The following is a 26,945-nucleotide window of genomic DNA, read 5'->3' on the forward strand; positions in this document are numbered from 1 at the left end:
TAGATTGTGATAAACCGTACCAATCCCTTATAGATAATTACCTTATATTCCCTAATGTGTGTACGATGGTTCCTACCCATATCAGGGTTATTCCTTTAACCCATGATCCGTGAGGAGGTGTATGACCAAGTCACGTAGTACCATCCCCGAGCCGGGGACGACTCGGGACGACCGCGACGCGGGGCTCGCCTCCCCGACCGACGACCGCTCGAACTGCGGTATCGGCGGCGTCATCGACCTCGACGGCGCGCCCGCTCACGACACCGTACGCGACGCCGTCCGCCTCTTGGAGAACCTCGAACACCGGGGGACGACCGGCGCGGAGGAGAACACCGGCGACGGGGCCGGGATCATGGTCGCGCGGCCCGACGAGTTCTTCGCGGCGGTCGTCGACGCCGACCTCCCCGAGGAGTACGCCGTCGGCTCCGTCTTCATGCCGCCGGAGCCGGGCGTACAAGCCGAGATCCACGACGTCATCGCCGAGGTGCTCTCCGTGTACGGCTTGGAGGTGCTCGCCTGGCGGGACGTCCCGACCGACAACGGCGACCTCGGCGAGACCGCGCTCGACTCGGAGCCCCACGTCGCTCAGCTGTTCGTCGCGCCGGTCGAGGGGGCCGGACTCGCCGAGCGGTTCACCGATCCGGACGCCGACCCCGACGCCGATCCCGACCTGCTCGGGTTCGACCGCGCGCTGTACGCCGCCCGTCGCGAGATCGAGAACGTCGTGGGCGACGTCGACGGCGCGGGGCGCTTTTACGTCTGCTCGTTCGACCGCCAGCGCGTCGTGTACAAGGGACTTCTCAAGGGCTCACAGCTCGCCGAGTACTACCCGGATCTTCGAGACGAGCGGTTCGCGAGCTACGTCGCGTTGGTCCACGCCCGCTTCTCGACGAACACGCTCGGCGCGTGGCACCTCGCGCATCCGTACCGCAACGTGGTCCACAACGGCGAGTTCAACACGATCCGCGGGAACGTGAACTGGATGCGCGCCCGCGAGAACGACCTGGACCACCCGGCGTTCGGCGCGGAGCTCGAGACGATCCGCCCGGTGATCGACGACCCGAACCAGTCCGACACCGCCAGCCTCGACAACGCGGTCGAGCTCCTCTTACAGACCGGCCGCGACCTCCCGCACGTCCTGCGGATGCTCGTTCCCGAGGCGTTCCGCGACGACGACCTCATGGCCGCGGAGCGCGCGGACTTCTACGACTACCACGCCTCGCTCGTCGAGCCGTGGGACGGTCCCGCGCTCGTCATCGGCTTCGACGGCGACCGCGTCGCGGGCGTGCTCGACCGCAACGGGCTCCGGCCCTGCCGCTACGAGGTCACGACCGAGAACCGGCTCGTCGTCGGCAGCGAGGTCGGCGCGCTCCCGACCGACGCCGCGGACGTGACGCGCCGCGGCCGCCTCCAGCCCGGCGAGATCTTCGTCGCCGACCCCGAGGAGGGCCGGATCGTTCCCGACGACGAAGTGTTCGACGAGCTCACCGACGAGAGGTACGGCGAGTGGGTCGACGACGGACAGACGGCGCTCGACGACCTCGTCGGCGAGGACGCGGAGGCGACGACGGACGCCGACTCGGCGACGGACGAGGGCCCGGCGGACGAGGACCGCACCGTCCGCGCGTACCAGGCCGCCTTCGGCTACACCACGGACTCGCTGAACCACCTCGTGGAGCCGATGGCCGAGGCGGGGAAGGACCCCGTCGGGTCGATGGGCGACGACACGCCGCTGTCGGTACTCGCCGACGTCGACCGGCCGCTCTTCACCTACTTCAAACAGCTGTTCGCGCAGGTGTCGAACCCGCCGATCGACTACATCCGCGAGGAGCTCGTCACCTCGCTCGAGTCCCGGATCGGCAACCAGCGCAACCTGCTCGCGGAGACGCCCGAGCACGCCCGCCAGATCGTCGCCGACTCTCCCGTCCTGTCGAACGTCGAGACGGCTGCGCTGAAGGACCTCGACGGCGATACGGGCTTCTCCGCCGAGACCGTCGACATCACCTACGACCGCGGCACGTCGCTCACCGACGCCGTCACCCGGATCCGCCGGGAGGCGTCCGCCGCGATCGAGGCGGGCGCGGACGTGGTCGTGCTCTCGGACCGGGCGATCGGTCCGGACCGGCTCGCGGTGCCGAGCCTGCTCGTCACCGGCGCGGTTCACCACCACCTCGTGCGCAACGGGCTCCGGAACCGCGCGGGACTCGTCGTCGAGTCCGGCGAGCCGCACGAGGTCCACCACCTCGCCACGCTCGTCGGCTACGGGGCGGACGCGGTCGACCCGTACCTCGCGTACGCCTCCATCGCCGACGTGGTTGCCGGCCCGGACGGCGCGGACGAGGCTGACGCGCTCGCCGCCTACCGCGGCGCGCTGGAGGACGGCCTCCTGAAGACGATGGCGAAGATGGGGATCTCGACGGTCGAGTCCTACCAGGGCGCACAGATCTTCGAGGCGGTCGGGCTCGACTCCGGGCTCGTCGGCGAGTTCTTCGAGGGCACCGAGATCCGCACCGAGGGGATCGGGCTCGAGGAGATCGAGGACGACCTCCGGACCCGCCACGCGATGGCCTTCGGCGTCGACCCCGAACTCGAGACGGTCGGCGAGTACGAGAACCGTTCGTCGGGCGTCCATCACGGCTGGAACCCGCAGACGGTCGGAACGCTCCAGCAGGCGGTCCGGAGCGGCGACTACGAGCAGTACGGCGAGTTCGCCGACCTGGTCAACGACCAGTCCGAGACGCTCCAGACGCTGCGCGGACTCTTAGAGTTCGACTCCGACCGCGACCCGGTCCCGGTCGAGGAGGTGGAGCCCGTCGAGTCGATCGTCGAGCGCTTCTCGACGGCCGCGATGAGCCTCGGGAGCCTCTCGCCGGAGGCCCACGAGAACAACGCGATCGCGATGAACCGGCTGGGCGCGAAGTCCAACACCGGCGAGGGCGGCGAGCCGCCCGAGCGGTTCGACACCGAGAAGGAGTGTACCGTGAAACAGGTCGCCTCCGGGCGCTTCGGCGTCACCGCGGAGTACCTCGCGAGCGCGGACGAGCTCCAGATCAAGATGGCACAGGGGTCGAAGCCGGGCGAGGGCGGCCACCTCCCCGGCGAGAAGGTCAACGAGATGATCGCCCACGTCCGGTGTTCCACGCCCGGCGTCGGGCTCATCTCCCCGCCACCGCAACACGACATCTACTCGATCGAGGACCTGAAACAGCTCATCTTCGATCTGAAGGCGGCGAACCCCGCCGCCGACGTCAACGTGAAGCTCGTCTCGGAGGCGGGGATCGGCACCATCGCGGCGGGCGTCGCGAAGGCGAACGCCGACGTGGTCCACGTCTCCGGCCACTCCGGCGGGACCGGAGCGTCGCCGAAGACGTCGATCAAGAACGCGGGGCTCCCGTGGGAGCTGGGGCTCGCGGAGGCGAATCAGATGCTTCGCGCGACCGGGCTGCGCGACCGGATCCGGGTGGCGGCCGACGGCGGGCTCAAGACCGGCCGCGACGTGGCCGTCGCCGCCGCGCTCGGCGCGGAGGAGTACGTCTTCGGTACGGCCTCGCTCGTCACCTCCGGCTGCGTGATGGCCCGGCAGTGTCACGAGAACACCTGCCCCGTCGGCGTCGCCACCCAGCGCGAGGACCTCAGACAGCGGTTCCCCGGCCAGCCCGACCACGTGATCAACTACATGACGTTCATCGCTCAGGAGCTGCGCGAGCTCATGGCCGAGCTCGGGTTCACGGAGCTCGAGGAGTTCGTCGGCCGGCCCGACCTGTTGGCCCAGCGCGAGACCGACCACGAGAAGGCGAGCCACCTCGACCTCTCGGCGGTGATCGCCGACCCTGCCGGCGACTCCCGCACCAAGACGCGCGCACAGACGCACGCCGGCATCGAGTCGCTGCTCGACTGGGACCTGATCGAGGAGGCGTCGCCCGCCATCGAGGACGGGACGCCCGTCGCGCTCACCCGCGACATCGACAACGTCGACCGCGCGGTCGGCGCGACGCTCTCGAACCGCGTCGTCTCCGAACACGGCGGCGAGGGGCTCGCGGACGACACCGTCACCTGTCGGTTCGACGGGCACGCGGGACAGAGTTTCGGCGCGTTCCTCGCGCGCGGGATCACGATGGAGCTCGCCGGCGCGGCGAACGACTACGTCGGCAAGGGGCTCTCCGGCGGGCGGATCGTGATCTCGACCCCCGAGGACGCGGGCTACGACCCGGCCGAGAACGTCGTCGCCGGCAACGTCTGTCTCTACGGCGCGACCGCGGGCGAGACGTACGTCAACGGCGTCGCCGGCGAGCGCTTCGGCGTCCGCAACTCGGGCGTGAAAGCCGTCGTCGAGGGGCTCGGAGACCACGGCTGTGAGTACATGACCGGCGGCGTCGTCGCCGTGCTCGGCGACACCGGCCGCAACTTCGCGGCCGGGATGTCCGGCGGCGTCGCGTACGTGTACGACCCCGACGACCGGCTCGACGACCGGATCAACCGCGGGATGGTGTCGCTCTCGCGCGACCTCGACGCCAGCGACGAGGCGATGCTCCGCCGGCTCGTCGAGAACCACCGGGCGTACACCGACAGCGATCGCGCCGCCGAGCTGCTCGACGACTGGGAGGCCACGCTCTCGGACTTCGTGCGGGTCTTCCCCGACGCGTACGCCGACGTGATCGCCGAGGGCACGGGCACCGACGTGCGCGAGGAGCCGCCCGCGCCGGCCGACGCCGCGCCCGCTGCCGCCGCCGACACGACCGGGCAGGTCTCGAGCGGCGACTGAGTCGGCGAACGCCCCTCTCTCGTGGTTTTGGCTGGACTCGCGATGCTGACGTAACTGGAGATCAAAGTAGGTGGTGCCGTCGACGTCCTCTACTATACGACTCCGCGAGCGTATCGGACGGCTGCGTCATCCGTTCCAGTTCGAACGAATGACACTCCGAGATCCGGACGGTGTCTCCGGACTCGGGCCGTTACTCCTCGTCGTCTTTCATCGCGCCGAGTCGCTCGACGAGTTCGTCGGTATCGGCGTCGCCCTCGACGGAGACGTCGCCGTCGTGGTCGTGCTCGTGGACGTTCACGGCCCCGTCCTCGTCGGCGTCGACCTCCTGTCCCCCCTGTTCGCTCTCGTCGTACGATCCGAATCCCATACGACCGAGTCGGGGAGCGGGGTGAAAAGGGCGGTGACCGCGGGGCGCATCGGGAACGGTCCCCACGAGTGAGAGAGTCTGCCGGGGAGCGCGATGGGCGTCGGACGCCCGTCGGACGCCCCCCTATCGTTTATGTCTCCCGAGGGAGTTCCCACGGGTGTGTCACTGAGGGGGAGCGGTCCGATAGACGAGCTCTCGGTTCCGTCGGGGACCACCGTCGAGGAGCACGACGTCGTCGTCGACGGCGACGTGCTCGTGGGCGGACAGTCGACCGTCGAGTTCGGGATCCGCGGCCGAAACGTCGCTATCGGCGAGCGCGTCGACGTCGGCGACGACATCGAGGCGGACGGCGACTGTCGGCTCGACACCTGGTGTTCCGTCGACGGTAACGTCCTCGTTGGAGAAGACGCCTACCTCGGCGAGCGGGTGACGGTCACCGGCCGGCTCATGGTCTCCGGCGACCTCGACATCGGCGACGACGTCGAGATCGAGGAGGGGTTCGAGGCCAACGGCTGGATCGTCATCCGGAACCCCGTCCCAACGCTCGTCTTCTACTTCATCGTGCTCTCCCAGCTGTTGCGCGTCGGCGAGACGGACGCGGCAGACGAGCTGGCCGAGGCGCTCGCCGACGGCGAGGACGTGCGCGATCCGCTCCTCGTGCCCCGCGGGGCCGAGGTCTCCGACGACGCCTGGCGCGTGTCGACGCCCGCGACGGTCGGCGACGACTGCCGGCTCCACGGCAACCTCCGGGCCGAGTCGGTCGCCGTCGGCGAGGACAACGAGGTGTTCGGCTCGCTGCGCGCCCGCGGCGACGTCACGGTCGGTGCCGACACCGTCATCCACGGCGACGTGACCACCCGCGGCGGGACGGTCACGATCGAGGCGGACGCCCACGTCCGCGGCGACGTCTCCGCCGGCGACCTCGTGATCCACGACGGCGCGGAGATCGACGGATCGCTGCGAGCCCGCGGCGAGATGAAGCTGGTCCAGTCGATCGAAGAGGAGGGCGATATCGACGAGGACGACGGTGACGACGACGAGCCGGAACCGGATGCCGAGCCGGAACCCGACGCCGGGCCGGGCGAGGACGCGGACCCGGAGACGGCCGAGAACGGTGTCGACCGAGGAGAGACGGGAAAACCGGAGGAACCGACGGACGCGGAGCCGACCGTCGCGACGGCCGACGGATCCGGGGCCGACGGGGATCGCGAGGGCACGGCTGACGACCCCGACGACGCCTCGATCGCGACCTCAGGGTCGTTACATACGACGCTTGAGGGGGCGGAGTCGGTCGAGACGGACGGTCCTCCCGAGCCGGGTGTCTCAGCCGCGGAAGACGACGGGAGGGCGGACCGTGAGTAACGGCTCCGGAACCGCCGGCCTCGGCGCGACGGACCGAGCGCGGAACGGCGGGACGTTCGGGGGAGTCACTCGTCGCCGCGGATCGTCAACACCGGCCGATCCGCCATCCGCACGACCTTCTCCGCGACGCTACCCAGCAGGTACCGTTCGACGCCCGTACGGCCGTGGGTCCCCATCACGATGAGGTCGACGTCGCGGTCGTCGGCGTAGCGCAGGATCGCCGAATGCGGGGTCCCCGTCTCGACGGCCGGTACCGTCTCGACGTCGCCGAGCGCCGCGGCCGCCTCCTCGACGATCGCCTTCGCCTGCTCCGCGATCTCGTCGTCCACGTCGGGCTTCTCCATGCCCTCGTAGCCGGTCTCGGCGCTCCGTCCGCTCATCGCCGACGGCTCGTCGGAGTGGAATCCCCCGCTCGCTCCGAGCCCGGCGTGACGCATGTCGACCACGTGTAACACGTGGACGGTCGCGTCGAACGACGACGCCAGGTTCCGAACGTGCTCCGCCGCCGCTTCCGACCCGGTGCTTCCGTCCGTCGGGTACAGGATGTCCTGGTACATGGTCTCGTTCACCCCTTCTCAATGACAAAGCAAAAACACGTCGGCGACGACGGGACGTTCCGCCGCCGGTTCTCGACCGCTCGCTGCCCGGCTGGTCGCTACCGCTCTCCGGCCGTGTGCTCTCCGACCGCCGGCGCGAACACGTCGCGATGGAGCGACTCACAGACCGCGTCCGCGAGCGTCCGCAGGTTCTCCGTGTCCTCGCGGTTGTACGAGACGAGCGTCTCGAGGGCGTCGTCGTCGCCGCGCTCGTACTCGCGCCAGAGCCGAACCGCGTCCCGTCCCGACAGGTCCGGACGGTCGCGCTCGATGCCGATCTGCTTCTCGATGGGCTTCAGTCCGCCGGAGAGACCGATCCGCTTCGCCGGGTACATGAGATCGAGGTGAGGGGTGTCGACGTCGATCCCGAAGGCGGTCTCGAGGAACGGCACGTCGAAGCGCGCCCCGTTGAACGTCGCCAGCAGGTCGGCCTCCCGGAACCGCTCGCGGAGCCGGTCGGCGGTGAGGTCCCGGCCCGCCACCAGGGTCGTCGTCTCCCCGTCCTGGTGGAAGCTGACGGTCGTGACCCGGTCGCGGTGCTCGTCGAGGCCGGTGGTCTCGATGTCGAAGAAGCAGGTCTCCTCCCGGAAGTCCTCGTAGAGCCGCCAGCGCTCGCCGCTCGGGAACCGCCGGTCGAAGTAGGCGGCGTCGCCGTCGTCGAGGCGGGCGCGGGCCTCCGCGATGAACGACTCGATCCGGTCGGCCGTGGTGGAGCCGACGCCGGCGACGTCGACGGCGGGGTCGAACTCGTCCCAGGTCCGGACGCCTCGCTCCCAGAGCCGGCGTTCCGTCGTCTCGCCGACCCCTTCGACCGGAATGAAGCTGTTCTCGATGCGCATGTCCGCTACCGGGAGACGGGCGGGCAAAAACCCCGCGGGAGGCTCCGCCGGGGGGCCGCGGCCGTCGACGGCTTTCCAACCGCAGCGCTTCGGTGTACTCGGCCACGCTCGTCCGCAACGGTCGGCGGGTCGCGTCTCACGACGCGTTCGGGAGGCGGATCGCGACCGTCGTTCCCTCGTCCCCCGCCGTCGTTTCGAGTTCACCGTCGAGGCTGGTGACGATCCAGTGGACCAGCCACAGACCGAGGCCCTCGCCGTGAACCAGCGGCGTCTCCACGTTCGACCGTAGAACGTCCCGTTCCATTTCGGGGAGCCCCGGCCCGTCGTCCCTGACGGCGATCGTCGCTCCCGTCTCGGTGACCGTCACGTCGATCTCGACGACGGGCGGGTCACCGCCGTGTTTCGCGGCGTTTTCCACGACCTCCCACAGTGCCGTTTTGAGACGGTCGTGCGCGTTCACTACGGCGGTGTCGGGAGCGTCGATGGTCACCGACGCCTCGGGATACTGTATCCGTAGTTCCGAAACGGTGTCCTCGAGCATCGGGACGATGTCGACCGGTTCGAGCTCGGGTGACAGCTCCCGGTACTCCTCGAGACGCCGGGCCGACTCGGTCAGATCGAGCAACTGGTCGGCCGTGTCCCTGATACGTGTCGCCTTCTCCGCGTCCTCGCCGCCGAGCCGGCTCTCGAGCATCTCCGCGTAACCGATGATGACGCCCATCTTGTTCCGCATGTTGTGACGCAGAACGCGGTTGATGACGCTGATGAGACCCTCACGCTCCCGACGGTTCGTCGCGTCACGCACCATCAACTGGATGCCCACGATGTCTTCCGTGGTTCGCTCGTCGTCGGGAACGTTTCCGTTATATATGGGAACGCCACGCACGTCCGTGAACACGGTCGTCCCGGCTTTCGTCTCCAGCGGAAAGTCCCGCACCATGTTTCGTTCGCCGTCGAATATCGGCTCGATCTCGTTCCACGCTCGCTCGACCGTCGCCTCGTTCGGGAGGGTGACCGAAACCGGTTGCCCTTCGAGTTCCGCCGGCGAGTAGCCGAGGAACTCCTCCACGGACGGCGAGGCGAAGGTGAACCGGCCCCCTTCGTCGATCCGGAAGACGAAGCCGAAACTGACGTCGATGACGCCCCGATAGAGTTCGTTCTGCTCGTTGATCTCGGCCTCGCGTTCGGCGAGTTGGCGGCGCTGGCGCTCCGTCCGGGTCACGTCCGATAGCAGTACGATCTGGGCACCGGTGTCACCGAGCGTGGTGGTGCTCGTCGAGACGAAATAGTACCGTCGTTCGCCGGACCGTTCGCGTTCGAGTATCTGGTCGTCGCTCTCGAGGGCCTCGACGACCGACGGAACGGCCTCGGCGAGGCGGTCGCCCGTCGACTCGTCGAGTTCCGGGAGCACCTCCCTGGCGGTCGGGGAGTAGTCACGAATACGCCCCCGTTCGTCGAGATAGATGGAGAGGTCGTCACCGAGCGACGCCTGCTGTACCGCGAGGAAGCGGCGTTCGAAGACGAACAGCACGCCGACTGCGAACACTGCCACCCCGATGGGGGCGTAGATGATGTTGATGAGCAACGGCGTGAACTGGGCGGTGATGTCGAACGCGACCGGGAGCCCGATCAGGACCGACAGCGCGCTGAGGGGGCGGGTGTCGTACTCCGATTCGAAAAAGAGTTGGAAGACCATGAACAGCCCCACCGCCGACAACACGTACGACAGGCCGGTCGCGGTCCAGTGGAGCACGTTGTGTTCCACCGCGAGGTGTGCGAACGGCGTCGACACATGCCTCGCCGTGAAGTACGCCCCGTGGACGGGGTTCGTGACTTTGATTGAAACGACGACGAGGAAGACGGCCGCACTCACCCGTCGCAACGACGTGTTGCGGTGGTACGTCCGTCCGGAGTAGGCGGAACAGAAGTAGAGCCACGCCCAGACGGTGGCGAACCCGATGGCGAGTCCGACGATGTACGCCGGCACACGGAACGGGTCGGGGAGCAGGAACCCGGCGGCCCTGAGGAGCGCCCATCCGCCGGCAGTGGCGAGCAACCCCACCAACCCGCGGCGGACGTCGGGATCCTGAAACTTCCGTGCCCGACCGATGGCGGCGACACAGACGAGACCGCTGAGCGCGAAGACGCCGACGTATATCTGCCCGACGATACCCAGATCGTGCAACACTAGTCATAACGTAATCTCTTCAGATAATAATAAACGTTGGCTTGTGGAACACGAATACGTCCTCCGAGAGCGTCTCGCGGACGGTCGACCGGTGAGTGGACTTGACGCGATGTGTCACATCTCAGATCTCGACTGCCGACTGCGCGATCGAGTTCCGCCGGCCGGTTCACTTCCCGTCTCGTAGAGGGATCGACGGATCCAACGTTCACTCGCCCGCGTCGAACGCCCCCTCGCCGTGTTCCTCGACGGCCGCGAGCAGCTCGTCGCGCTGCCGGCGGAGTTCGAGCGGGAGGTCGGCGTAGGCGTGCTCGAACATCGCGGCCGGGTCGGGCTCGACCGCCTCGGCCGCGTCGATCGCGTCGGCGACGAGGTCGTCGGCGCGGTCGCGGGCCGCCGCGACGCCCTCGTCGTCGATCCGGCCCGTCTCCCGGAGGAACGTCTCCATGCGGTCGATCGGGTCGATCGCCCGCCAGGGATCGACCGCGTCGTCGTCGCGGTAGGCGGTGGGATCGTCGGCGGTGGTGTGCGCGCCGTAGCGGTACTCGACGAACTCGATCAGGATCGGTCGGGCCGGGGCGTCGGAGCCTTCCTCCCCATCCGCGCCCCACCCGGCTCCGCCGCCGCGGGCGCGCTCGGCCGCCTCCCGCGTGACGGCGTAGCTCGCGAGCGGGTCCATCCCGTCGACGCGGACGCCCTCGAAGCCGTAGGCGGTCGCCTTCGCGGCGAGCGTCGAACTCGCGGTCTGGCGCTCGCGCGGCACGGAGATCGCCCAGCCGTTGTTGTGACAACAGAACAGGGTCGGCGTGTCGAACACCCCGGCGAAGTTCAACGCCTCGTGGAAGTCGCCCTCGCTCGTCGCGCCGTCGCCGAAGTGACACGCCACCACGCGGTCCTCGTCGCGGAGGTCGAACGCCCACGACGCCCCCACCGCGTGCGGGAGGTGCGCCGCGATCCCGATGTTGAGCGGGAAGACGTTGCCCTCGGCGATCGCCGCCGTCCCGGCCTCGTGGCCCATCCAGTACGGGAGGTACTCGGCGAGCAGGTCGCGGACGACGACCGCGCCGTGCTCGCGGTACTGGTAGCTGATCAGGTCGCGCGCTTCGAGCGCGTGCGTCGATCCGACCGCCGACCCCTCCTGGCCGGCACACGGCGCGTACGTCCCCATTCGGCCCTGCCGCTGGAGGCTGACCGCGCGCTCGTCGAACCGCCGGGTGGTGACCATGTCGCGGTAGATCGCGCGGAACCTCGCGTCCGACAGGTCCGGAACGGCCGCGTCCGGGAGGGGGCGTCCGTCCGGTCCGAGCACGCGGTAGACGTCCTCGTCGGCGAGGGGATCGCTGCCGTCGCCGGCGACCGCGTCGTCGGGTGCGTCGACACCGTCTTCGTCCATACGCGTTGGGTGTGTCCCGGACTCACAAGGAGTTAGCGGTCGTGGGGGAGTTCGACCGGCTCGCGCCCCGCCGACGAACGTAGGCGAACGGGACCCCGACGAGGGTCCCCGCGAGCGCCGTCGCCCCGAGCACGACCCCGACGAGCAGCGGCACGGGACCGGCCGCGAGCATCTCGACGCTCCAGATCGACACGAACCGGACGGTCCACGCCGCCCCGGTCGCGAGCGCGGTGAGCAGCCCGAACGCGGCTCCCGCGAGGTAGGTGTACGCGCCCCGACGCTCGACGATCGCCCACCAGATCGCCGCGCCGGCGACGAGCGCCGGGCTCGCGAGGAGGGGCATCGAGAGCGCCGCCGGGAGGCCGATCACCTCGGCGAAGACGCCGAGCACGTTCGAGAGGAGGGTCGCCGTCAGCGTGGCACAGCCGAACGCGTAGACGCCCGCGAGGATCGACCACCGTCGTGAGGAGGAGAGTCCGGATCCGGGCGAGAGATCGGCGTCCATAGGCGAACGTTACGGAGGCGTCGGATATCTCTTTCCGAGAGTGAAACGCCGGCTTGAGCCTTCCTCAGGGCGTGATGACGGCGCGGCCGTCGATCTCGCCGTGCTCGAGCTTCTCGGCGACCGTGTTGACCTCGCCGAGGTCGTATCGGCTGGTGTGGAGGTCGACGTCGCCCTGTTCGACGAGCGCGACGAGCTCCTGGAGCTCGGCGTAGCGCCCGACGATGTTCCCGACGAAGGAGAACTCGCCGTTCACCAGGGCCTGCGCCGGCTCGTGGACGTGCCCGCCGTAGCCAATGATGTGGTGATCGCCGCCGGCGGCGGTGATGTCGGGCGCGTACGCCGTCGTCACGTCCTCGCCGACGAAGTCGAGCACCTGCGCCGCGCCGGTGCCGTCCGTGATCGCTTCGATCTCCGCCGGCACGTCGTCCTCGGTCGGGTCGATCAGGTGGTCGGCGCCGTAGCGGTCCGCCAAGTCGAGCGCCGACTCCTTCAGGTCGACCGCAGTGATCCGGGCCGCGCTCATCGCGTCGAGACACTGGAGCCCGATGTGGCCGAGACCGCCCACGCCGATGACGACCGCGTGGTCGCCGGGATTGAGGTCGGCGACCGCCTTCTTGGCGGCGTGGTACGCCGTGATCCCCGCGTCGGCGTGGGGGGCGATGTCGATCGGCTCGACGCCACCCGGAAGCGGGATCACCGAGCGTTCGCTCGTGTGGAGGTACTCGGCGAAGCCGCCGTCGGTGGTCAGCCCGTTGAACGCGCTGTTCTCGCAGTACATCGTCTCGCCGAGCCGACAGGGACGACACGTGCCGCAGGTCTGGACCGGGTGACAGATGACCGGATCGCCCTCGGAGACGAGTTCGACGTCCTCGCCCGTCTCGACGACCGTCCCGGCGTTCTCGTGGCCGAGCGTCATCGGGAGGTCCTGCGGGACGTACTCCGCCCACATCCCCTCGATGATGTGGTTGTCGGTCTGACACCACCCCGCTCCCTCGACCTCGACGATCACGTCGTCCGGGCCCGTCGCCGCGGGGCGGTCGACCTCGTCGATGGTGAGCCCCTCGCTCATGTCGTCCGTGTACGCGTGGAGTCTGGCTGCTTCCATGTGTGATCCATGCTCCCACGGCCTTTCACATAAACGTTCGTTATGAATGCCGGCTCGAGCGGACGAGCCGCTTCGCGTCGGCGCCCGTCGACCATCTGTAACTATCCTGAACGATCCTTATCGTTATGTGTACACACATCTCAGTCGAACCCGTATGTACGAAATGGACGGCGAGGAGATCTTCGTCATCGACGGCCACGTCCACCTGTGGGACGCCCGTCGGGAGAACATCACCCACGAGGGCGGCGAGCAGTTCATCCAGTGTTTCTACGACTACCACACCGGGTTCACCCCCGAGGAGAAGCAGTGGGACATGGACGAGTACCGCCACTACGGCGCGGACCGGATGGCGACGGACCTCTTCGGGAACGCGGCGGTCGACATGGCGGTTTTCCAGCCCACGTACCTCACGGAGTTCTACGACGAGGGGTTCAACACGACCGAACAGAACGCCGAGTTGGCCGAGGAGTATCCCGAGCGGTTCGTGCTCAACGGGAGCTTCGACCCGCGCGACGGCGAGGAGGGGCTCCGGTACCTCGAACACCTCAAAGAGGAGTACGACGTTCCGGGCGTGAAGCTGTACACCGCCGCGTGGCGCGGGGAGTCGAAGGGGTGGCGGCTCGATAGCGACGACGCCTTCGAGTTCTTAGAGAAGTGTTCCGACCTCGGGATCGAGAACATCAACGCGCACAAGGGCCCGACGATCCGGCCGCTCAACCGCGACGCCTTCGACGTGAAGGACGTCGACGACGCGGCTTCCTCGTTCCCGGAGCTCAACTTCATCGTCAACCACGTCGGACTGCCGCGACTCGACGACTTCTGTTGGATCGCCGCCCAGGAGCCGAACGTCTACGGCGGGCTCGCGGTCGCCTCGGCGATGACCACGAACCGCCCGCGGAAGTTCGGCGAGATCATGGGCGAGCTGCTCTACTGGCTCGGCGAGGATCGGGTCCTGTTCGGCTCCGACTACGCGCTGTGGAACCCCGACTGGCTCGTCGACCAGGTGATGAACGCCGAGCTCACCGACGAACAGCGCGACGAGTACGGGGTCGAACTCGACGTCGACACGATGCGGAAGGTGATGGGCGAGAACGCCGCCCGGCTGTACGACATCGACATCGAGGAGAAGAAGCGGCAGTTCCGCGACGACGCGGTGACCGAGCGGTTCGATCTTGTCGACCACTACGGCGGCGACGCGGGGGCCGCGGCGGACTGATGTCGGGGAGCCGCACGGACGCCGGCGGGACCGGCGCGAGGGACGCGGTCCCCGACACCGCGGACGATCGCGACGAGGCCGCCGTCACGGCGCGGCTCGACCGCGTCGAGGACCCGGAGCTGGCCCGCTCGATCGTCGAACTCGACTACGTCGGCACGATCGAGATCGACGACGATCGCGTCCGCGTGACGTTCACGCTCCCGACCGCCTGGTGTTCGCCCGCCTTCGCGTGGATGATGGCGGTCGACGCGCGCGACGAGGTCGAGGACCTCGAGTGGGTCCGCGAGGCGCGGGTGGAGCTCCACGACCACATGCACGCCGAGGAGATCACGACCGGCGTGAACGCCGGGGACACCTTCGGCGAGACGTTCCCCGACGCCGACGGCGGCGTCGCGGAGGTCAGAGCGACGATCGCCGACAAGGCCCGCGTCTCCCGACAGCGCGAGGCGATAGAGGCCCTCCTGGCGGCCGGGGTCGATCCCGTCCAGATCGTCGACCTCGACCGCGGCGACGTGAGTCTCGACGGCGACGACGCCCACGTCGCGCTCGACGGGCTCTCGGTCGTCGTCGATCGCGAGCCCGTCGCGGACTACCTCGGACGCGCGGAAGCCAGCGGACACGTGACGACCGACGACGACACGCTGTTTCTCACCCCCGAGGGCGAGCCGATCCCGGCCGACCAGCTCGCTCTCGTCCAGAAGCGATCGCGGCTCGCCGACGTCAACATGGGCGGCCAGGGCGCGGTGTGTGACGCGCTCCACCGCGCCCGCCACGGGCCGAACGGACCGGGAGAGTCTGGGGATCCGACCGCCTAGGGCTCCCACACCCCGGTCAACGGATCGGCCCGAGACTTCAACGGATCGGCCCGAGACCGCCCATCCCGCCGCCGGAGCCGCCGTCCCGCTCCGGCTCGCCGTGTCCCTCCGTCTGTAGGCCATGTCGTCCGCGGGCGGCCCACGCCTCGCGACTCCAGCCGCACTCGGGACACTCGTCTTCCCCCCAGTCGAACGGCTCGCCACAGCCGAGACAGGCGTTCTCCGTGTTCATCGATACCGTTCGACTCGGTGCGCACGACCAAAACGTTCACGACGAGCGCCCCACCCGAGAGAGGGTCGCGTCCGTCGAGATCGCCCCGGTCAGTTCCGGGGGTTCGTCCGTCCGTGTCGCTCCGCTCGGTCCGCCCGCTTCGCCCGACCCGCCCGGCCCGCCGGGGTCGACCCCCGCGGCGAGCGGGATCGGCTCCCGCGTCCGTCCGCGTGGTCGCTGGCGGTCGCGTACGCCTCCTGGACCCGACGGAACGCCTCCTCGTCGCCGCCGCGGTCCGGGTGCGTCTCCTTGACGCGCTCGCGGTAGGCGCGTTTCACCGCGTCCGCGTCGGCGTCGGTCGGGAGCCCGAGCTCCGCGTACGCGTCCGCGACGCGGTCGTTTCGGCGGGACCGATCGGGATCGGAGCCCCAGTCGGGTTCGGTCACGTCGAACGGCAGCCGCCGGCCCAGCCCGCGGCCGGGCATCTCGTGTTCGCACAACACGGCGTGGACGTTCTCCCCCTCGAGCCGGAAGTAGTCGTGCGCGTCGAAGGTCACGGCGACCCCCCGCGCCGGGAGGTAGAAGGGGACGACCACCCCGCCGACGGCGTGGTCCTCGAGGAAGCGCTCGCCGATCGCCGCCAGGTACGCGCGTATCTCCCCACGACGGCGCGCGTCGCCGCTCGGCGTCCCCTCGACGGACGACGCCTCCTCCGGGAACAGCCGGTGCCCGAGGTAGAAGACGATCGCGACGACGACGCTCGCGGCGACGCCGAGGGCGACCCCCCAGAGCACCCACTGCGGGACGACGCCGGTAGCGGCCACGGTCACGGCCGAGTTAACGGCCGCGTGCCTATCAACCTCTCGCCGGCGGGAACGGAGACGCTACGAGAAAACATGAATGTATTATATTTCAGATGGGACTTTACCGGTGGAACCGTCTCAACCACCGGGTCGTACGCTCTCGATTCGTCGATGCTTTTCATATTCGTTTCGGAGATCAGCTCCTCTGTAGAGGATATTGTTAAATAATAACTTGTCGTATGATCGAACGTTATGCGACGGCGACGTTTGATCGCTGTATGTGGCGCTGGCGTAGTTTCAGGGTGCCTTCGAGTCGGAGAGACTGCCGCGGATGACGGATCGGAACCCACCGATGAGCCCGAGGAGTCCGAAAACGAGGCTGCTGGCAACGGTAGCGAGTCGGCTGACGACGACTCGGTCGAAGGTTCCGAACCGTCGAGCGACGAATCCGACGAGATCACGTCGCTCGATCTAACACCGGCTTGGGATCTCGACCTCCGTTTTCGCGACGTTTTCGCCGCCGATTCGACGTTCGTCGGTCGGTTCAGACTCGATACGTTGGTCCGTCTCGATCCCGACGGTACCGTATCGTGGAACACGGACGACCTCTCGGACGCATACGGCATCCAACTCGACCCGACCGGAACCGTCTACGAGGAGGCGATCTATGCCGGTACAAGCGGTCAGGCGGGTGATGCGGACAACGCTCGACTGTACGCGTTCGATCCTAACTCCGGCGACGTACAGTGGACCGACGAAACGGCAACGAACGGCACGAGAGACCTGATCGACCACTACACACGGATCGACGACTGTGTGGTTTACGGGGGCCAAAGCGGTGGAACGGATAACGAGCAGGACTCAGTGGTCCGGGCACTGGATGCCGAGACGGGTGATGAACTGTGGGACGACGAACTCGGAACCCGATTCGTCGTCGGTTTGGAAGGCTACGACGGTCGAGCGTTCGTGGGAACGACGGACGAGATCATCGTGTACGACGCCGAAACCGGTACCGAAGAGGGGACGATCGAACTGACGCTCGGATTTAGCGGCGTAACGTACGCCGACGAGACGCTGTACGCATACGAGCGGGTCAACGAAACGGTCACCGCGGTGGACGCGAACGACTACGAAACGTTGTGGCAAACGGAATCGATGACCGAACCGCTCGGTCCATCCATCGGAGATACACGGTTCTACGTCGGTGATCCCGCAGGATTCGTTCGAGCGTACGATCGTTCGACGGGAGAGCGCCACTGGGAGTCCCCTATTGACGGGTCAGTAGCAACCGCCCCGATACCCGATGGGGATCGAGTATGGGCAGGCAGTGATCGGGGAGAAGTGATCGCTTTTGCTGCCGATACCGGCGATCTATTGTACAAGGATAGGTTCGACGACGAGGAAGTCGCGTTCGGGGTCATAGACGACGTGTTGCTTACCGATGCCAAACGGACGGGATACGAGATTCGAGAGGAGTGACTGCCGGAATCCGGTTCCATTGCCTCTCATTACGCCGGGGCCGCGAAAGTACACGCGGTGGAAGCGGGGATTCCGACTCGACCTCGACCGCCTCAGATCAGCTCCTTCGACTCGAGCGCATCGAGGATGTCGTCGACGAGCTCCTCGGGGGTGTCGTACGGGAAGTCCTGGGCGCTGCCGAGCTTGGCGGCCAGCTCCATCGCGGTGAAGCTCACGTCGCCCGCCTCGAACTTCGTCGCCGGCCCGTTCGGCAGCGCCGGGACGAGATCCATCTGGTTTTGGACGGGGAAGTCCGCGCCGCCGAACGCGTCCATGAACTGTTCGCGGAGTTCCGCTTTGACGTCCGTCATGCTCCCACCTCTCCGGAGGGCCCGCAAAAGCGTTGTGGAACCACGGGAAATCGGTTCACCGTTTCCGACACCGGAAGGACGGTCGCCGGAACCTACGGTACTTTGACCGTGGCGACGCTCGTCCCGAGTATGTCCGCCGCGTCCGACGACGACCCGTTCGACGGTGACGACCCGCTCGATTCCGACCTGCTGTACGAACTGACCGAGGCCCGAGGGGTTCCCGGCTACGAGGACCGCGTCCGCGAGATCGTTCGCCGCGAGCTCGCCGACTCGGTCGACCGCGTCCGCACGGACGCGATGGGGAACGTCGTCGGGACGATCGAGGGCGACGCGGACCCGGACTACTCGGTCGCGGTGGCGGCTCACATGGACGAGATCGGGTTCATGGTCCGGCACGTCGACGACGAGGGGTTCGTCCGGGTGGACGCGCTCGGCGGGTTCGATCCGCGGGTGCTCCGGGCCCAGCGCGTGACCGTCCACGGCGAGGAGGACCTCACGGGCGTCATCGGCTCCGTGCCGCCGCACACCCTCACCGACGAGCAGACGGAGGCGGACGAGGAGGTGTCGGACGTCTTCATCGACCTCGGCCGCGACGCCGACGCGGTCGCCGAGGCGGTGAGCGTCGGCGATCTCGTCACGCTCGACCAGACGACGACGCGGATGGGCGACTGCGTGACCGGGAAGGCGCTCGACGACCGCGTCTGTCTGTTCGCGACCCTCGAGGCGGCGCGCCGGATCGAGGAGCCGGAGGTCACGATCCACTTCGCCGCGACGGTGCAAGAGGAGGTCGGCCTCCGCGGCGCGCACGCGCTCGGCGTCGATATCGATCCGGACCTGGCGATCGCGCTCGACGTCACCGTCGCGAACGATGTCCCGCAGATCGGCGAGGCGGCCGACGCGGTGACGAGCCTCGGCGAGGGCGCGGCGATCAAGCTCAAGGACTCCTCCGTGATCACGAGCCCGAAGGTCCACCGGCGGCTGACCGAGATCGCGGAGTCGAACGGCATCGACCACCAACACGAGGTGTTGCCGGCGGGCGGCACCGACACGGCGGGGTTCCAGACGCCGGGCGGCGCGAAGCCGGTCGGCGCGATCTCGATCCCCACGCGGTACCTCCACACCGTGACGGAGACCGCGAACGTGCGGGACGTCGGCGCGACGATCGATCTGTTGACGGCCTTCCTGGAGTCGGAGACCGGCGAGCACGACTACACGCTGTGAGGTCGGAGCGTCGCGGCGGTGACGTGGCGGAGCGTCGCGGCGGTGACGTGGTGGAGCGTCGCGGCGGTGACGTGGTGGAGCGTCGCGGCGGTGACGTGGTGGAGCGTCGCGGCGACGCGGCCCTCGCGCCGCCCGGCGTCCACGCCAGACCAAACCCGTTTTAAGCGTCGGCGTCGAACCGCCTCCCAAGGTAGATATCCATGGAAATGCCACGCCGCTTCAATACGTACTGCCCTCACTGTGACTCCCACCAGGAGCACGAGGTCGAGAAGGTCCGATCGGGCCGTGCGACCGGCATGAAACGCGACGCGCGACAGCGACGCCGCGCGCTCGCGACGATCGGCAACGCCGGCGGGTACTCGAAGGTGCCCGGTGGGGACAAGCCCACCAAGAAGACGCACCTGAAGTACCGCTGCAGCGACTGCGGGAAGGCCCACATGCGCGAGGGATGGCGCGCGGGCCGACTCACGTTCCAGGAGTGAGCATGGCGGGAAGCTTCTACCGCGTGCGCTGTGCGGACTGTGAGAACGAACAAGTCGTCTTCGGCAAGGCGTCCTCGGTCGTCTCGTGTGCCGTCTGCGGCACCACGCTCGCGACCCCGACCGGCGGGGAGGCCGAGCTGGCCGGCGACGTCGTGGAAACCGTTGAGGCGCGGTAACCGCCTCGCCTCCCATCATGAAGTACAGCGGCTGGCCCGAACCCGGTGAGCTCGTCGTCGGCGAGATCGACGAGATCGCCGACTTCGGCGTCTTCGTCGATCTAGACCAGTACGAGGACAAACGCGGCCTGTGTCACATCAGCGAAGTGGCCTCCGGCTGGATCAAGAACGTCCGCGACCACGTCCGCGAGGGACAGACGGTCGTCGCGAAGGTGCTGGAGGTCGACCGGTCCTCGAACCAGATCGACCTGTCGATCAAGGACGTCAACGAACACCAGCGCAAGGAGACGATACAGGACTGGAAGAACGAGCGCAAGGCCGACAACTGGATGCTGATCGCGCTCGGCGAGGACGTGGACGACGACCGCTACACCGCGGTCGCCAACGCGCTCCTCCGCGAGTACGACTCGCTGTACGACGCCTTCGAGGCGTCCGCCATCCGCGGGCTCGAGGCGCTCGAGGACGTGGACCTCGACGACGACGCGGCGGCGGCGATCGTCGACGCGGCCCGAGACAACGTCTCGGTCCCGTACGTCGACGTCACGGGCTACGTCGACCTCGAGTCGACCGCCGCCGACGGCGTCGACGACGTCAAGAGCGCCCTGGCGGCCGCCGAGGGGAACGGCGAGATCCCCGACGGCGTCGAGCTTGACGTCGGCTACGTCGGCTCGCCGGAGTACCGGATCAAGGTTCGCGCGCCCGACTACAAGACGGCCGAGGACGAACTCGAGGCCGCCGCGGAGCGCGCCCGCGAGGCGATCGAGTCCGCCGGCGGCGTCGGATCCTTCCACCGCGAGCGGCGCGAGGACGACGAGTAACCCGCGTCGCCGTCTCACCTCCGTCACCTCTCTCACCCGTGCACTCCGACATCCGACGCTGTTCCGACTGGGAAGCGACCCACGACCGGCCGGTGTACACCCTCGGCGACCGCTGTCCGCTCTGTGGCGCGCCGACCGAGAACGGCGCGCCGGCTCCCTTCGACCCGACCGACCGGTACGGCGAGTACCGTCGTCGGGCGCGCCCCGACCGTCCCGAGTGACGGCGACCGGGGACGCGCCCCGACCGTGATCCCCGAATAGCCATCCTCTTGTGACCGCCGCCCGCACGGACACCGTATGGACGACATCGAGATCGACGAGGTGGCGACGCGGGAGCTCGACGACCCGGTGCTGATCGAGGGCCTGCCGGGCGTCGGCCACGTGGGGAAGCTCGCGGCCGAACACCTCCTCGAGGAGTTCGACGGCGAACTGGTCCGGCGGGTGTACGCCACGGAGTTCCCGCCGCAGGTGAGCGTCGACGGCGAGGACGGGGTCGCGGAGCTCACCTGTGCGGAGTTCCACGCCGTCGAAACCGACGGCTCCGACCTCCTCGTGTTGACGGGAGACCACCAGGCGGGGTCGAACGCGGGCCACTACCGACTCACCTCGACGTTCCTCGACGTCGCCGAGTCGTTCGGCGCGGAGCGCGCGTTCGCGCTCGGCGGCGTGCCCACGGGCGAGCTCGTCGAGGAGTACACCGTGCTCGGCGCTGTCTCCGAGGCGGCGCTCGCGGACGACCTCCGCGAGGCGGGCGTCGAGTTCCGGCCGGACGAGCCGGCGGGCGGGATCGTCGGCGTCTCGGGGCTCGTACTCGGGCTCGGCGGCCGACGCGGGTTCGAGGCGGCCTGCCTGATGGGCGAGACGAGCGGCTACCTCGTCGACCCGAAGAGCGCGCGGGCAGTGCTCGAGGTCCTCGAGACGCTGCTCGGGTTCGAACTCGGCTACGACTCCCTCGAGGACCGCGCCGAGGAGATGGAGGAGGTCGTCGGCAAGATCCGCGAGATGCAGGACGGGCCGGCGGTCCCCGACGACGACCTGCGGTACATCGGATAGCGTAGCCAGTTTCTTCGTCCCCGCGGTTCCCGCTTCCGGCAGAGCTAAACGCGGTCCCCGGCCATCGATCGTGTATGACCGAGGTACGCGTCGCCGGCGTCGGACTCACGCGGTTCGGGAGCCACCCCGAGCGGACCGGCAGGGACCTGTTCGCGGAGGCGGCCGACCGCGCGTTCGCCGACGCCGGCGTCGACCGGGACGACGCCGAGGAGCTGAACTACGGCAACTTCATGGGGGCGCTCGCGGAGCACCAGGGCCACCAGGCCCCGCTGATGGCGGAGGCGGCGGGCGTCCGCTGTCCGGCCACCCGCTACGAGTCGGCGTGCGCGTCGGCGGGGGTCGCGGTTCGCGAGGCGGTCCGGACGGTGGCGGCGGGCGACGCGGACGTCGTCCTCGCCGGCGGGATGGAGCGGATGACGAACCTCGACACCGGGGGGGCCACGGAGGGGCTCGCGATCGCCGCCGACGACCTCTTCGAGGTGCGCGCGGGGGTCACGTTCCCCGGCGCGTACGCGCTGATGGCCCGCGCCTACTTCGAGGCGCACGGCGGGAGTCGGGAGGACCTCGCACACGTCGCCGCGAAGAACCACGAGAACGCCCTCCCGAACGAGTACGCCCAGTTCCGCAGCGAGGTGTCGGTCGAGGAGGCGCTCGACTCCCCGCCGGTCGCGGAGCCGCTCCACCTCTTCGACGCCTGCCCGATCACCGACGGCGCGAGCGCGCTCGTGCTCGTCTCCGCGGAGTACGCCGCCGAGAACGATCTGGACGCGTCCGTCGCCGTGACCGGCACGGGGCAGGGGACCGATCGGATGGCGCTCGCCGACCGGGCGGACCTCGCCGCGACGCCCGCGGCGGTCGACGCCGCGACCGCCGCCTACGACGCGGCCGGTATCGGGCCGGCCGACGTCGACCTCGCGGAGGTCCACGACTGTTTCACGATCGCCGAGGTGCTCGCGATCGAGGCGCTCGGGTTCGCGGAGCCGGGCGAGGGGATCGCCGCCGCCCGCGACGGCTACACGACCGCCGACGGCGACCTCCCGGTGAACCTCTCGGGGGGACTCAAAGCGAAGGGGCACCCGGTCGGCGCGACCGGCGGTTCGCAGATCGCGGAGCTGACGCGGCTGCTCAGGGGAGACCATCCGAACAGCGAGCACGTGCCCGACGCCGAGGTGGCCGTCGCCCACAACGCGGGCGGGACGGTCGCGAGCGCGGTCGTCCACGTGCTGGAGGTGGCGGAATGACGGACGAGGCCGAGTCTGGCGGGAGCGCGCCGGCCGCGAACGCCGGCTACGACGAGTGGCTCGACGCGCTCGCGGCGGAGGAGGGGTACGCGCTCGTCTGTCCGGAGGGTCACGGGTCGCTGCCGCCGCGGCGCGTGTGCCCGGAGTGCGGTGCCTCCGACCTCTCGGAGGAGCCGCTCCCGGCGGAGGGGACCGTCGAGACGTACACCGTCGTCCACGTCCCCTCGCCGCGCTTCTCGGACGACGCGCCGTACGTCACCGCCGTCGCGCAGTTCGGACCGGTCCGGCTGACCGGAGTCGTTCGGGAGGTCGACGGCGACGGCGGCGTCGATGTCGACGGCGACGCCATCGAGGTCGGCTCCGCGGTCGAGGCCGGCGTCGGGGAGCGCGAGACCGACGGCGGGCGGATCGTCGTCTTCCGGCCGATGGAGACCTGATGAGGGCGGACGCCGTGGATCGATCCGTCGACCCGTAACGGGGCCGGATCGGTTCGCTCACCGACGATCGGTTCCGTCATCCGGCGCGCCGACGTGTCGCGATCCGATCGACGACGTCTCTGCGATTCGAGGGGGCGGTGCCCCGAGACCGGGTTTCATCGAGGCTCGCTTCGCTCGTTCGGCTACGTTCGTCCCGCCCGGATCTCGACTACCTCACGTTCGGGTATCCGAATAGTGATCGATCGGATCCCCGTTCCGGGTCCGACTCGGACGGGATCGGTCGTCGGCGAACCGTCCTCCAACGTGGCTTCGACGCGTGCCGAGCCGACGGTTTCCGGGTTCTCGAACGATCCGCTCTCGGACTCGCCGGCGTCGAGCGCGACGGTCCGTTCGAAGAGCGAGTCGCCCTCGAACGTCACCGAGGCCGTTACCTCGTGAGCGGTACTGCTCTCATTGTCGACGTGAACGGCGACCGTCTCGTTCGTCCCACCGAATCCGAGACAGCCAACCAGTCCCGTCGCCGTTGCTGTTACGCTGCTCCGGAGGGTCGACCGTCTAGAGCGGGGCATCGCCTCCACGGTTCGACGCGACCGATAAGTGCTTTCTCTACGCCGACCGATCCGACCGAGCACGAACGCGCCCCGCCGGCGAACGTGAGCGTCGACCGAGCCGGTCGGTCAGTCCTCGGTGACCAGTTCGACCTCGTGGCCGTCCTGGTCCTTGGTAAACGCGTAGCGGTCGTCACACGACTCGGGGTCGCGGTAGTCGGCGGCCTCACGGAGCATCAACTCCTCCCAGGCGTCGTCGAGGTCGTCGACCTGGAGCGCGAGGTGGCCCCACGCGTCGCCCATCTCGTAGGAGCGGCCGTCGTAGTTGTAGGTGAGTTCGAGCTTCATCGCCTCCCTCGGGGCGTCCTCGGGCGCGACGAAGTAGTTCGCGAACGTGTCGGCCTCCCAGCGGTCGCGGGCCTCGCCGAACTCGAACTTGCGCGTCCAGTAGCCGAGCGCCTCGTCGGCGTCCTCGACGCGGATCATCGTGTGATCGAGGCTCCACTTCGCGCCGTAGTCGCGTTTGACGATCTCGACCTCGTGGCCGTCGGGGTCCTTCACGAACGCGTAGCGGTTCCCGCAGGACTCGGGGTCGCGGTAGTCCTCGACGCCCTCCTCCATCAACTGGTCGTACGACTCCTGAAGCGCGTCCTCGGGCACGCGCACCGCGATGTGGCCCCACGCGTCGCCCATCTCGTAGGAGCGGCCGTCGTGGTTGTAGGTCAACTCGAGCAGCGCACCCGCGTCGTGGACGTCCTCGGGGCCGAGGAACACGTTCGTGAACGTGTCGGCCTCCCAGCGACCCTTCTCCTCGTAGTTCAGGTGGGTCTGATACCAGTCGAGGCTCTCCTCTAGATCCTCGACGCGGATCATCACGTGGTCGAACGTGGACTCCATGTTCGTCCGTTCGGCCGCTCGACGCAAAAACGTACTGAAGCGTTCCACCGCGGATCGACGGCCCCCTCCGTCGCGGGTCGGCAGACACTTGTCGCGGCCGCCGCACGTCCCGACATGGACACCACCTACCTCCCGTACGCGCTGCTGGCGATGGGCGCGTACACGTTCGTCTCGCCGCTCATGCGGATCGCGACCACCGGCCCGAACGCGGTCCCGAGCGACGTCGCCGTCATCGTCTCGAACACCCTCCTCGTCTCGATGGCGGCCGGCGTCGTCTGGTACACCGGCCAGGGCTTCAGCTCGCACCTCGGCTCCCCGAAGCTGCTCCACGTGCTCGCGGCCGGCGTCTTCCTCGGCGTCGGGATCCTCGCGCTGTACCGCGCGCTCTCGTTGGGGCCCGTCAGCGTCGTGACACCGATCTTCGCGACCTTCCTCGTCTTCTCCTCGCTGATCGGGGTGGTCCTCCTCGGCGAGTCGTTCTCGGCGCGGAAGGCGCTCGGTATCGCCTTCGCCGTCGCCTCCGTCTACCTCGTCTCCGGGACCTGAGAGCCACGATCGGCCGATGCCGATCCGGAAATGCCAGCCGCGTGAGGAAACGCCTTTATTGCTGCCGGGAAAGGGTCCGTACTTCCAGTGTCCTCCGTTCCGAATCCCTTCCGACTCGTCGTTCTCTACATCGGCTTCGGGCTCGCGCGCCTGGGGCTGATCGATCGCCACCGGGTGGTCCGGACGACGGACCTCGCGTGGCCGCGGATCGTCACGGGCGTCGCTCGAATGTCGAAGAACGCCGTCGACGTGGCGATGGTCGGCGTCGCCATCGGGACCAGCGCGGTCGCCGGCGTCGGCTTCGCCGGCCCGTTCTGGGGCGTCGCGTTCGCCATCGGCGGCGGGGTCGCCGGCGGGACCATCGCGCTGGTCTCACAGCGCTACGGGGCGGAGTCGTTCCGGGAGCTCGGCGACGCGGTCCGCGCCAGCACCCTCCTGGTGGTCGTCATAAGCACCCCCGTCACGGTCGTCTTCTGGACGTACCCGAGCGAACTCATCTCGCTCATCAGCAGCAACGAGGCGGCGATCCGGTTGGGGGCCGACTACCTGCGAGTCGTCGGGCTCGGGGTCCCCTTTGCGGGCTTGAATCTCGTCGGGAGCCGGGTGCTCGTGGGCTGTGACGACGCCTACACCGCGATGCAGCTTCGCGCCGGCGGCGCGATCGCGAACGTCGCGTTGAACGTGGGGTTCATCTTCGGGCTCGGGTGGGGCGTCGAGGGGGCCGCACTCGGGACCGTCCTCTCGAACGTCGTCGTCACCGCGGCGTTCGCCGCCGGGATCGCGTGGGGGCGGCTCCCCCTTCTGGGCGCGTTCCCGGTCGCGATCGACCCGTTCGGGTCGTACCTCAACCCGAAGATGCTGCGCGACCTCGTCGAGATCGGGCTCCCCGTCGGGGCTCGCAACCTCGTGTGGACCGCCGCGGAGTTCCCGATGCTGTCCGTCCTCGACATCTTCGGCGAGAACACCGTGGCGGCGTTCGTCATCGCCCGCCGGATCTGGGGCATCATGAACACGCCGGGGTGGGGGTTCGGCCTCGCGTCCTCGAGCCTCGTCGGCCAGGAGCTCGGCGGCGACGACCCCGGCGAGGCCGAGGCGTACGCCCGCGACATCATCCGCTTCTCGGTCGGGACGTACCTCGTGAGCGCGGCGCTCATCGCGGTCTTCGCGACCGACATCGTGGTGCTCTTCGCGGAGAGCGCGGCCAGCCCCGAGGTCCCCATCGCCGTGAACCTGGTGTACGCCGCCTGCGTCGCGGTGATCTTCCAGGGGATCTCCGGCGGGGCCGCGGGGCCGCTCGACGCCGCCGGCGACACGAAGATACCCTTCGCCAGCCAGTTCGTCGGGATGTTCCTCGTGTCGATCCCCCTGGCGTACGTCGGGGCGACCACCGGGCTCGGGCTGTGGGGACTCTACTTAGCGTTCCTCGCCGAGACGACGATCCCCGCGGCGATCAACTACTGGCGGTTCCGGTCGGGCAAGTGGAAGGCGATAAGCCAGGCGTACCGCCCCGACGCGGCGGTCGCCGACGATTAGTCGAG

28 protein-coding genes are annotated in these 26,945 nt (G+C 68.8%); 15 read left to right on the forward strand and 13 right to left on the reverse strand.

Translation table 11 applies throughout. From position 1 onward, the window contains the following. Window positions 1–121 precede the first annotated feature (121 nt). A complete protein-coding gene (gene gltB, locus NO889_RS06130) occupies window positions 122–4,762 on the forward strand; it encodes a glutamate synthase large subunit (protein ID WP_256411403.1) in 4,641 nt (1,546 codons plus the stop codon). A 190-nt stretch (window positions 4,763–4,952) separates the two neighbouring features. Here gltB and NO889_RS06135 read toward each other — a convergent pair whose 3' ends face one another. Continuing rightward, complete coding sequence (locus NO889_RS06135; protein ID WP_256411404.1) at window positions 4,953–5,129, reverse strand: DUF5786 family protein; 177 nt, start codon at window positions 5,127–5,129, stop codon at window positions 4,953–4,955. Window positions 5,130–5,288: 159 nt separating this feature from the next. Between NO889_RS06135 and NO889_RS06140 the strand changes: the two genes are divergently transcribed. Continuing rightward, entirely contained in the window at window positions 5,289–6,491 is a 1,203-nt protein-coding gene (locus NO889_RS06140) for a polymer-forming cytoskeletal protein (RefSeq protein ID WP_256411405.1), read from the forward strand. Between the two features lie 65 nt (window positions 6,492–6,556). On the opposite strand, the gene NO889_RS06145 is transcribed toward NO889_RS06140, so the two are convergent. The 6 genes from NO889_RS06145 to NO889_RS06170 all read right to left on the reverse strand — a co-directional run bounded on the left by NO889_RS06145 (window position 6,557) and on the right by NO889_RS06170 (window position 13,114). Continuing rightward, a complete protein-coding gene (locus tag NO889_RS06145) occupies window positions 6,557–7,048 on the reverse strand; it encodes a universal stress protein (RefSeq protein WP_256411406.1) in 492 nt (163 codons plus the stop codon). Window positions 7,049–7,146: 98 nt separating this feature from the next. Further along, a complete protein-coding gene (locus NO889_RS06150) occupies window positions 7,147–7,926 on the reverse strand; it encodes a ribonuclease H-like domain-containing protein (RefSeq protein WP_256411407.1) in 780 nt (259 codons plus the stop codon). A gap of 136 nt (window positions 7,927–8,062) precedes the next feature. Further along, window positions 8,063–10,114 carry an ATP-binding protein gene (locus NO889_RS06155; protein WP_256411408.1) on the reverse strand — a complete coding sequence of 684 codons (2,052 nt, stop codon included), beginning with the start codon at window positions 10,112–10,114 and terminating at the stop codon, window positions 8,063–8,065. 205 nt (window positions 10,115–10,319) lie between these two features. Further along, the gene (locus NO889_RS06160; protein WP_256411409.1) at window positions 10,320–11,504 is read right to left on the reverse strand and encodes a thiamine pyrophosphate-dependent dehydrogenase E1 component subunit alpha; all 1,185 of its coding nucleotides are present in this window, start codon (window positions 11,502–11,504) and stop codon (window positions 10,320–10,322) included. A gap of 22 nt (window positions 11,505–11,526) precedes the next feature. Continuing rightward, the gene (locus tag NO889_RS06165) at window positions 11,527–12,009 is read right to left on the reverse strand and encodes a hypothetical protein (protein WP_256411410.1); all 483 of its coding nucleotides are present in this window, start codon (window positions 12,007–12,009) and stop codon (window positions 11,527–11,529) included. A gap of 64 nt (window positions 12,010–12,073) precedes the next feature. Next, a complete protein-coding gene (locus NO889_RS06170; RefSeq protein ID WP_256411411.1) occupies window positions 12,074–13,114 on the reverse strand; it encodes an NAD(P)-dependent alcohol dehydrogenase in 1,041 nt (346 codons plus the stop codon). Window positions 13,115–13,268: 154 nt separating this feature from the next. On the opposite strand from NO889_RS06170, the gene NO889_RS06175 reads away from it, so the two are divergent. Then, entirely contained in the window at window positions 13,269–14,330 is a 1,062-nt protein-coding gene (locus tag NO889_RS06175; RefSeq protein WP_256411412.1) for an amidohydrolase family protein, read from the forward strand. Beyond that, window positions 14,330–15,145 (forward strand): metal-sulfur cluster assembly factor, encoded by an 816-nt coding sequence (locus tag NO889_RS06180; protein ID WP_256411413.1) that lies wholly within the window; start codon window positions 14,330–14,332, stop codon window positions 15,143–15,145. Before NO889_RS06175 ends, NO889_RS06180 begins: the two co-directional genes overlap by 1 nt. 37 nt (window positions 15,146–15,182) lie before the next feature. Here NO889_RS06180 and NO889_RS06185 read toward each other — a convergent pair whose 3' ends face one another. Together NO889_RS06185 and NO889_RS06190 are read right to left on the reverse strand one after the other, a co-directional pair. Continuing rightward, the gene (locus NO889_RS06185) at window positions 15,183–15,377 is read right to left on the reverse strand and encodes a hypothetical protein (RefSeq protein WP_256411414.1); all 195 of its coding nucleotides are present in this window, start codon (window positions 15,375–15,377) and stop codon (window positions 15,183–15,185) included. An 89-nt stretch (window positions 15,378–15,466) separates the two neighbouring features. Then, window positions 15,467–16,186, reverse strand: coding sequence for a J domain-containing protein (locus tag NO889_RS06190; RefSeq protein ID WP_256411415.1), 720 nt, complete (start codon window positions 16,184–16,186; stop codon window positions 15,467–15,469). A gap of 240 nt (window positions 16,187–16,426) precedes the next feature. Here NO889_RS06190 and NO889_RS06195 point away from each other — a divergent pair, with 240 nt between their 5' ends. Further along, on the forward strand, window positions 16,427–17,638 hold the full coding sequence (locus NO889_RS06195; protein WP_256411416.1) for a PQQ-binding-like beta-propeller repeat protein: 1,212 nt from the start codon (window positions 16,427–16,429) through the stop codon (window positions 17,636–17,638). Between the two features lie 92 nt (window positions 17,639–17,730). Here NO889_RS06195 and NO889_RS06200 read toward each other — a convergent pair whose 3' ends face one another. Continuing rightward, window positions 17,731–17,988 (reverse strand): MTH865 family protein, encoded by a 258-nt coding sequence (locus tag NO889_RS06200; protein WP_256411417.1) that lies wholly within the window; start codon window positions 17,986–17,988, stop codon window positions 17,731–17,733. 129 nt (window positions 17,989–18,117) lie between these two features. Between NO889_RS06200 and NO889_RS06205 the strand changes: the two genes are divergently transcribed. Beyond that, window positions 18,118–19,209, forward strand: coding sequence for a M42 family metallopeptidase (locus NO889_RS06205; protein WP_256411418.1), 1,092 nt, complete (start codon window positions 18,118–18,120; stop codon window positions 19,207–19,209). Here NO889_RS06205 and NO889_RS06210 read toward each other — a convergent pair. Further along, window positions 19,197–19,352 carry a hypothetical protein gene (locus tag NO889_RS06210; protein ID WP_256411419.1) on the reverse strand — a complete coding sequence of 52 codons (156 nt, stop codon included), beginning with the start codon at window positions 19,350–19,352 and terminating at the stop codon, window positions 19,197–19,199. The two genes, NO889_RS06205 and NO889_RS06210, sit on opposite strands and share 13 nt — an antisense overlap. A 57-nt stretch (window positions 19,353–19,409) precedes the next feature. Between NO889_RS06210 and NO889_RS06215 the strand changes: the two genes are divergently transcribed. From NO889_RS06215 to NO889_RS06245, 7 genes are all read left to right on the forward strand, one after another. Then, window positions 19,410–19,691, forward strand: a complete 282-nt coding sequence (locus NO889_RS06215) for a 50S ribosomal protein L44e (RefSeq protein ID WP_066414660.1) — start codon at window positions 19,410–19,412, stop codon at window positions 19,689–19,691. Window positions 19,692–19,693: 2 nt separating this feature from the next. Beyond that, window positions 19,694–19,867, forward strand: coding sequence for a 30S ribosomal protein S27e (locus NO889_RS06220; RefSeq protein ID WP_256411420.1), 174 nt, complete (start codon window positions 19,694–19,696; stop codon window positions 19,865–19,867). 17 nt (window positions 19,868–19,884) lie between these two features. Continuing rightward, on the forward strand, window positions 19,885–20,685 hold the full coding sequence (locus tag NO889_RS06225) for a translation initiation factor IF-2 subunit alpha (protein WP_256411421.1): 801 nt from the start codon (window positions 19,885–19,887) through the stop codon (window positions 20,683–20,685). 38 nt (window positions 20,686–20,723) lie between these two features. After that, the gene (locus NO889_RS06230; protein WP_256411422.1) at window positions 20,724–20,906 is read left to right on the forward strand and encodes an RNA-protein complex protein Nop10; all 183 of its coding nucleotides are present in this window, start codon (window positions 20,724–20,726) and stop codon (window positions 20,904–20,906) included. A gap of 76 nt (window positions 20,907–20,982) precedes the next feature. Continuing rightward, complete coding sequence (locus tag NO889_RS06235) at window positions 20,983–21,738, forward strand: proteasome assembly chaperone family protein (RefSeq protein ID WP_256411423.1); 756 nt, start codon at window positions 20,983–20,985, stop codon at window positions 21,736–21,738. Between the two features lie 74 nt (window positions 21,739–21,812). Then, entirely contained in the window at window positions 21,813–22,979 is a 1,167-nt protein-coding gene (locus NO889_RS06240) for a thiolase domain-containing protein (protein ID WP_256411424.1), read from the forward strand. Beyond that, window positions 22,976–23,416 (forward strand): Zn-ribbon domain-containing OB-fold protein, encoded by a 441-nt coding sequence (locus tag NO889_RS06245; protein ID WP_256411425.1) that lies wholly within the window; start codon window positions 22,976–22,978, stop codon window positions 23,414–23,416. The genes NO889_RS06240 and NO889_RS06245 overlap by 4 nt, the downstream gene beginning before the upstream one ends. 182 nt (window positions 23,417–23,598) lie before the next feature. On the opposite strand, the gene NO889_RS06250 is transcribed toward NO889_RS06245, so the two are convergent. After that, window positions 23,599–23,985 carry an Ig-like domain-containing protein gene (locus NO889_RS06250; RefSeq protein ID WP_256411426.1) on the reverse strand — a complete coding sequence of 129 codons (387 nt, stop codon included), beginning with the start codon at window positions 23,983–23,985 and terminating at the stop codon, window positions 23,599–23,601. 108 nt (window positions 23,986–24,093) lie between these two features. Beyond that, entirely contained in the window at window positions 24,094–24,861 is a 768-nt protein-coding gene (locus NO889_RS06255) for a VOC family protein (protein WP_256411427.1), read from the reverse strand. A 114-nt stretch (window positions 24,862–24,975) separates the two neighbouring features. Between NO889_RS06255 and NO889_RS06260 the strand changes: the two genes are divergently transcribed. Both NO889_RS06260 and NO889_RS06265 read left to right on the forward strand, forming a co-directional pair. Then, window positions 24,976–25,407, forward strand: a complete 432-nt coding sequence (locus NO889_RS06260) for an EamA family transporter (RefSeq protein WP_256411428.1) — start codon at window positions 24,976–24,978, stop codon at window positions 25,405–25,407. A gap of 87 nt (window positions 25,408–25,494) precedes the next feature. Then, a complete protein-coding gene (locus tag NO889_RS06265) occupies window positions 25,495–26,940 on the forward strand; it encodes an MATE family efflux transporter (protein ID WP_256411429.1) in 1,446 nt (481 codons plus the stop codon). The last annotated feature ends 5 nt before the right edge of the window (window positions 26,941–26,945 follow it).

The organism is Halorubrum rubrum (assembly GCF_024494685.1).
GTDB classification, from domain to species: domain Archaea; phylum Halobacteriota; class Halobacteria; order Halobacteriales; family Haloferacaceae; genus Halorubrum; species Halorubrum rubrum.